Genomic DNA, 5,162 nt, shown 5'->3' with positions numbered 1-5,162 from the left:
TATATGGCAGCAATGAGTGTTGTTAATCAGTCAAATTGGTGTCTTGCAATTGGAGAGGGTCCATATATGGTATTAGACAATATCTACAGTCACTGCATTTTAATATTCGCTTCGATTAAGAGAATACTATCCAAGTTGGGGCTGGGGTAAGGGACTAATTATCCCTAATTCATTGGAACTAGGGCGTCATCCATTCGATGGGGAAGTTATCTTTGACTAACTGATTAATACTCACATTTAAAATATTATATTGTTCACCAACATTCTCGGCAAATTTTGATGGTAGATAGCTGCGAGCTATTATCATTGAATCGGGATATTTGTTTTTTAACCACAAGGATGTTCTAAAATTATCCTCCACAGAATCTGTGCAAAGAATAATAATGGGTTGTGTGTTGGCCAAATCTACCTTGGAACGCAATTGTTGCCACACTTCTGGATGAGAAATATTACCCTCAAATATTTCTCTGTTACAAAAATTAGCTAATTGCCTTTGTTCGTCCACTACCTGAATACGTCGCTTTGCATCGATACCAATAATGGCAATAGTATCAATTTCTTTTTGCGCATAGTGTTGCAGTTCTTCAAGTATCGTTTGACCAAACAAACCAAAACCAGCAATCACTACTACGTCTTTTGGCACCGTTTGCACAAAATGTGAAATCAAGTGTTGTTGCACTAATGCAGATGCTGCCAGTTGGTAGGAATTAAAATTGATACATTGTTGAGCTACAGCAGAATCAGCCATTGAACGCATAAAACGAATGCTATTGCAGTGAATAATTATTTTTCCTTTTAATGAAGGCTGTAACTGCAATATTTTGTAAGCGGCTTCATAATTTTGAAAATTATCGTCTCCTAGCAATACCACTTTCTTAGCTTTATTCAGAAATAATTTGGATAAAAAATAGCTGCGGGTGATATCGCCGGTGACAACTGTGGCGTGATAATGGCTTTTCAGTTCCTCTTCTCGCATAGGTGAAAATTCATCACAGATAATTAGCAAGGGGATTTTGGGCTGTACCAATCTAAGTTGTTTTAAATAGGTGATAGTCAACTCGCCGGAGCCTGAAACCACAATATGATTACTAATCCGCCTGAAATGCCATTTGTAAGGGGAAATAGTTTTAATGACAGCTTCGATAATAGTAGACGCAGCCAACATTGGTGAAGCAAAATAACTCAACCACAGCATTAACCTTGGCACTAAAGGCCCGCCAATAGGTGTGCCAATGTCTAGCCCCCCCATAACAAACAACCCTAAACTGTAATAGGCTTTAGTCAACATATCAGCAGTTTGCACATCCGGTCGCTCAGATAGGGATACCCCCATCATTAAGGCAAAAAACGCGCATAGAAAAAGTATAACAGCGGCTGACCATCGCCAACTAAATTTCAATGCTAATAAAGACATACTGCTCACCTTAGAGACCAAAAGAAAAATAGTAAACTAATCACAACAAATTCACAGCTCATTCAAATTATAATTTATTACACCTTGGTTATTTCACTTGATTTCAGTAAAGACAAATACATGTTGCTAGAAACTAATTGTTTCAGAAGTACCTATATTTAGTACATACATAAAGAGGCAAGAAATAGGAGAAAAGCGGCTGACTACAATAGGATTGGTATCAGACCTTGCTGGTTAAATGTAAGGTAAACTTAGAAGTATCAATCCAGCTATCCAAAGTGTTTCTAGTAATAACAGTAGAATAGGTTTTAGCCCCACTTCTAGCAATTGTCCGAGATTCGATTTCATACCAATAGCAGCAATTGAAATCACTAAAGCAAAACGCGAAATATCGGTGGCCCCTTGAGTAACAACCTCAGGTAAATCCACCAAGCTATTAATTGTCATTAATACAACAAAGGCAATTAAAAATGCAGGAATACCGGGCGGTTTGGCATCTGAGGTTTTATCCATATTCATTCTCAAGACTAACAAAATACACACCACTACCGGCATTAAAAATGCCACTCTAACTAACTTAGTTAATGTGGCCAAATCCCCTGTTTGTTCTGATACTGAATAACCCGCTCCTACTACTTGCGCCACATCATGGATGGTACCGCCTAAAAAGATACTAGTATGGGTAGGGTCTAGGTTGAGTAGTTCAGCCAATATTGGGTACATGACCATAGCCACGGTAGACAATGCAGTTACGCCAACAATGGTTAACAGGGTATCTCTGTCTTTATCTTTACTCTCAGGCATGACTGCCGCAATGGCCATAGCCGCAGAAGCGCCACATATGCCAACCGCGCCACCGGTCAAAACGCCAAAGCGTTTTTGTAAGCCGAGTGCCTTGGCTAAAACAATGCCAAGGCCAATTGTGCTGACAATTGCTACGACTAACAACAATGCAGTTTGCCAACCTAACGCAGCTAAATCGCCAAACGCAATACGTAAACCTAACAACCCCACGCCTACCCGCAAAATATGGCAAGCGGTAAACTCAATGCCCTCTTTACAAGTAGTGCCTTCATATAAAAATGACATGGCAATACCCAACAGTAGGGCAAATAACATAGCAGGGGCGCCATAATGCTCACTCAAAAACAGTGCAGCAAGGCCAACAATGACAGAAATAAAAATACCTGGCAGCTTAGTTTTTATATGCAATGTATTCGCTCATATGGCCAGTAAAATAGTTAGAACAACGTAATAATCATACATTTTGTTTAGTCGATAGCTAAAGCGACTAACACTTGTCTCTTACGCTCACCAAAAAATGGGCGTCTACCATGCATAGTCATATAATTATCGACTAAGGCTACATCGCCGTCTTGCCAAGGTAAATCAAAGGTGAACTTTTCTGACAATTTTACTGCCAACTGCAACCCTGCAATAGGAATGTCACTACCGTCACCAAATGTAATGGCGCTAGAGGGATTTTCGCGTACCCCCTTCCAGCCCATAAATGCTGCAATCAATTGATTATAAAATACTTTCTTTCCGTTACCTAGATCAATAACAGCAGGTAGTACAGGCGTGGTAGCGCGCAAACTATTATCTGCTAGCCATTTCCAACTATATCTTAACTCAGCCAGTTTTTGTTCGGCTTGGGCAGCATCTTGTACACTTAATGTGCTTTTCCAACTGCGTCCTTGTCCAGAGTTAGGATCATCTTCTGCTGGCATATGCGTAGTGTATTTGAGTCCCTTACTTATAAAATCAGCTGCAAGTGTCGGCATTTGTTGCTGTAGATCATCAAATAACATGTCAGAGCGACATAAAGGCGTTTCGCCACCTTCTTCGGCTGCACTTTTACAAAAGAAAAATAATTTACTTGGCGAGATAGGCGTTTGCGCCATTTCATGATGGAGAAATATCTCCACGTTTTTTGGCGCTTCGTTAGCAGTAAAAACTCTTTCGGTGAAGTTTATTCTAACGGCATTCGACAGTGATTCTTGGTAGGTAAAATTGGGATAATCAAACGAGTTTGAGAATTCATCAAAGCTTTCCGCCGAATTAACAGGAAACCCTCTGAATAGAATCGCACCAGTTTCTCGCAACTTAGCTTCAAGTTCAGTCAAGTTTGCTTTAATCCAATCGGCGCATTCTTGTTGGGTTGTCAGCGTGCCATCGTTAACCACCACACTCGGAAAAACTGAATCACCACAGTTTAATTGGTGAGGCACTTCTACATAATTTATCTGTTGCATAGGCTGACGCCTCTCTAATCGTATATAGGATGAAAAGTATTAAAGGCAGCTTCGCAAAAGTTGCCGGGATCATTAAATCGCCTACTACAGTTCAAAGCTGAAATTCCCTCCATTTCTTCTGAAGTTAGTTTGAAATCAAAAATAGCTAAATTCTCAATTAATCTTTCAGGACGAGACGTTTTGGGGATGATAGCATTACCCCTTTGTACTCCCCAACGCAACACTACCTGTGCGGCAGTTTTACCTAATCTTTGTGCTGCCTGTTTAACCACCGCCTGTTCTAAAACAGATTCTGCAGCGCCAGCCATGTCCAGCTCTAAGTAAGACAATGCACCTAAAGGTGAGAAAGCGGTAATCTCTAAACCATACTGTTTAGCCAGTCGCATCAAGCGGTCTTGAGTTAAATAAGGGTGAGATTCAACTTGTAAGACTGATGGTTTAATCCGAGCATAAGACATCAAATCATGCAACAAACCAGTGTTGTAGTTACATATACCAATTTGCTTAGCTAAGCCTTGCTCATATATAGCTTCCATACCTTGCCAAGTTTCGTATAGGGGTACAGGGGCTAATTCCATTTTGCCGACAACTGGATCAGTTACCCACTCTGGAGGGTAGCGATCTGCAAAATCTACGTATGGCTGAGCGATGGGGAAATGTATTAAATACAAAGATGGCTGCAAGCAAAGAACGTGCAACAGGATATGAAGGATTAACAAGCCTAGCAGAAGCAAGAAGGCAAGAGGCTTTAGGGTTAGGTCAACAGCAACAGGCCAACGCACGATCTGCGGCTGATATAAAGCAACAATTAACAGCGAAACTAACATCAAAAGATAAGCGACTAGGTAGCTTATACGGTTAAGGATTAATTATGCCAATTCAAACACAGAAATTCACACCACTAAAGCAGCAACACTATAAGCTTGCGATCACTCAGTCAGAACTTGACGAGGAAGCTAAACGAAAAATTGCTTTGCAAAATAACGCGGCTGGCCATGCGGCTGGCCTAGCTAATATGCGTCAATCTAATGCGAATAACAGGCTTGCAGCTACACAAGGACTAAGGCGTGAAGAGAACGCAGCAGCACAAAAGCAAACGGATATTGAAAATACAGCCAATCAAGAGCAAGCCGATATAAACAACGGACTTAATCAACGTCAAGCAGATAGATTAGATGCTAATGATGCGGCTAATGCCGAACAAACTACATACAACCGTAAGCAAGATGGTTTAAATCGAACTAGACAGCAAAAGCTTGATAGTCAAAATGATTATAGGTTTGGTCGCCAGCAAGAAGAAGATAAGCGCAATGATGTAAATCGTCAGAAAAAGAAACAGTCCCAAAATAGAGCGTTGGCACTTGGTACGGTAGGCGAACTATTATCAAGAAATATCAGTAATGACAATGTTAATGATAAAGGGTTGGTTGATTTGTCTGAGGCCAAAGATGTATTGCCTGTATTAATCAATGGGTATGAATTTAGAGGTAAAC

Annotated in this window: 5 protein-coding genes and 1 pseudogene; 2 read left to right on the top strand and 4 right to left on the bottom strand. The window is 40.5% G+C overall.

The window, feature by feature from the left end; genetic code table 11:
• Positions 1–178: 178 nt before the first annotated feature.
• The 4 genes and pseudogenes from QZ488_RS20980 to QZ488_RS20965 all read right to left on the bottom strand — a co-directional run.
• Positions 179–1,414, bottom strand: a complete 1,236-nt coding sequence (locus QZ488_RS20980) for an NAD-binding protein (RefSeq protein ID WP_293752426.1) — start codon at positions 1,412–1,414, stop codon at positions 179–181.
• Positions 1,415–1,648: 234 nt separating this feature from the next.
• On the bottom strand, positions 1,649–2,626 hold the full coding sequence (locus QZ488_RS20975; protein WP_293752424.1) for a putative sulfate exporter family transporter: 978 nt from the start codon (positions 2,624–2,626) through the stop codon (positions 1,649–1,651).
• 59 nt (positions 2,627–2,685) lie between these two features.
• Positions 2,686–3,669 (bottom strand): TauD/TfdA family dioxygenase, encoded by a 984-nt coding sequence (locus QZ488_RS20970; RefSeq protein WP_293752422.1) that lies wholly within the window; start codon positions 3,667–3,669, stop codon positions 2,686–2,688.
• 14 nt (positions 3,670–3,683) lie between these two features.
• A pseudogene (locus tag QZ488_RS20965) lies at positions 3,684–4,340 on the bottom strand (aldo/keto reductase); the annotation flags it as partial.
• A gap of 2 nt (positions 4,341–4,342) precedes the next feature.
• Here QZ488_RS20965 and QZ488_RS20960 point away from each other — a divergent pair.
• Positions 4,343–4,531 carry a hypothetical protein gene (locus QZ488_RS20960; protein WP_293752420.1) on the top strand — a complete coding sequence of 63 codons (189 nt, stop codon included), beginning with the start codon at positions 4,343–4,345 and terminating at the stop codon, positions 4,529–4,531.
• A gap of 9 nt (positions 4,532–4,540) precedes the next feature.
• On the top strand, positions 4,541–5,162 hold a 622-nt coding region (locus QZ488_RS20955; RefSeq protein ID WP_293752418.1), incomplete at its 3' end, for a hypothetical protein.

Origin of the sequence: uncultured Paraglaciecola sp., from assembly GCF_913020055.1 — a bacterium.
GTDB lineage: Bacteria > Pseudomonadota > Gammaproteobacteria > Enterobacterales > Alteromonadaceae > Paraglaciecola.
This window is presented reverse-complemented; position numbering and strand designations above follow the sequence as displayed.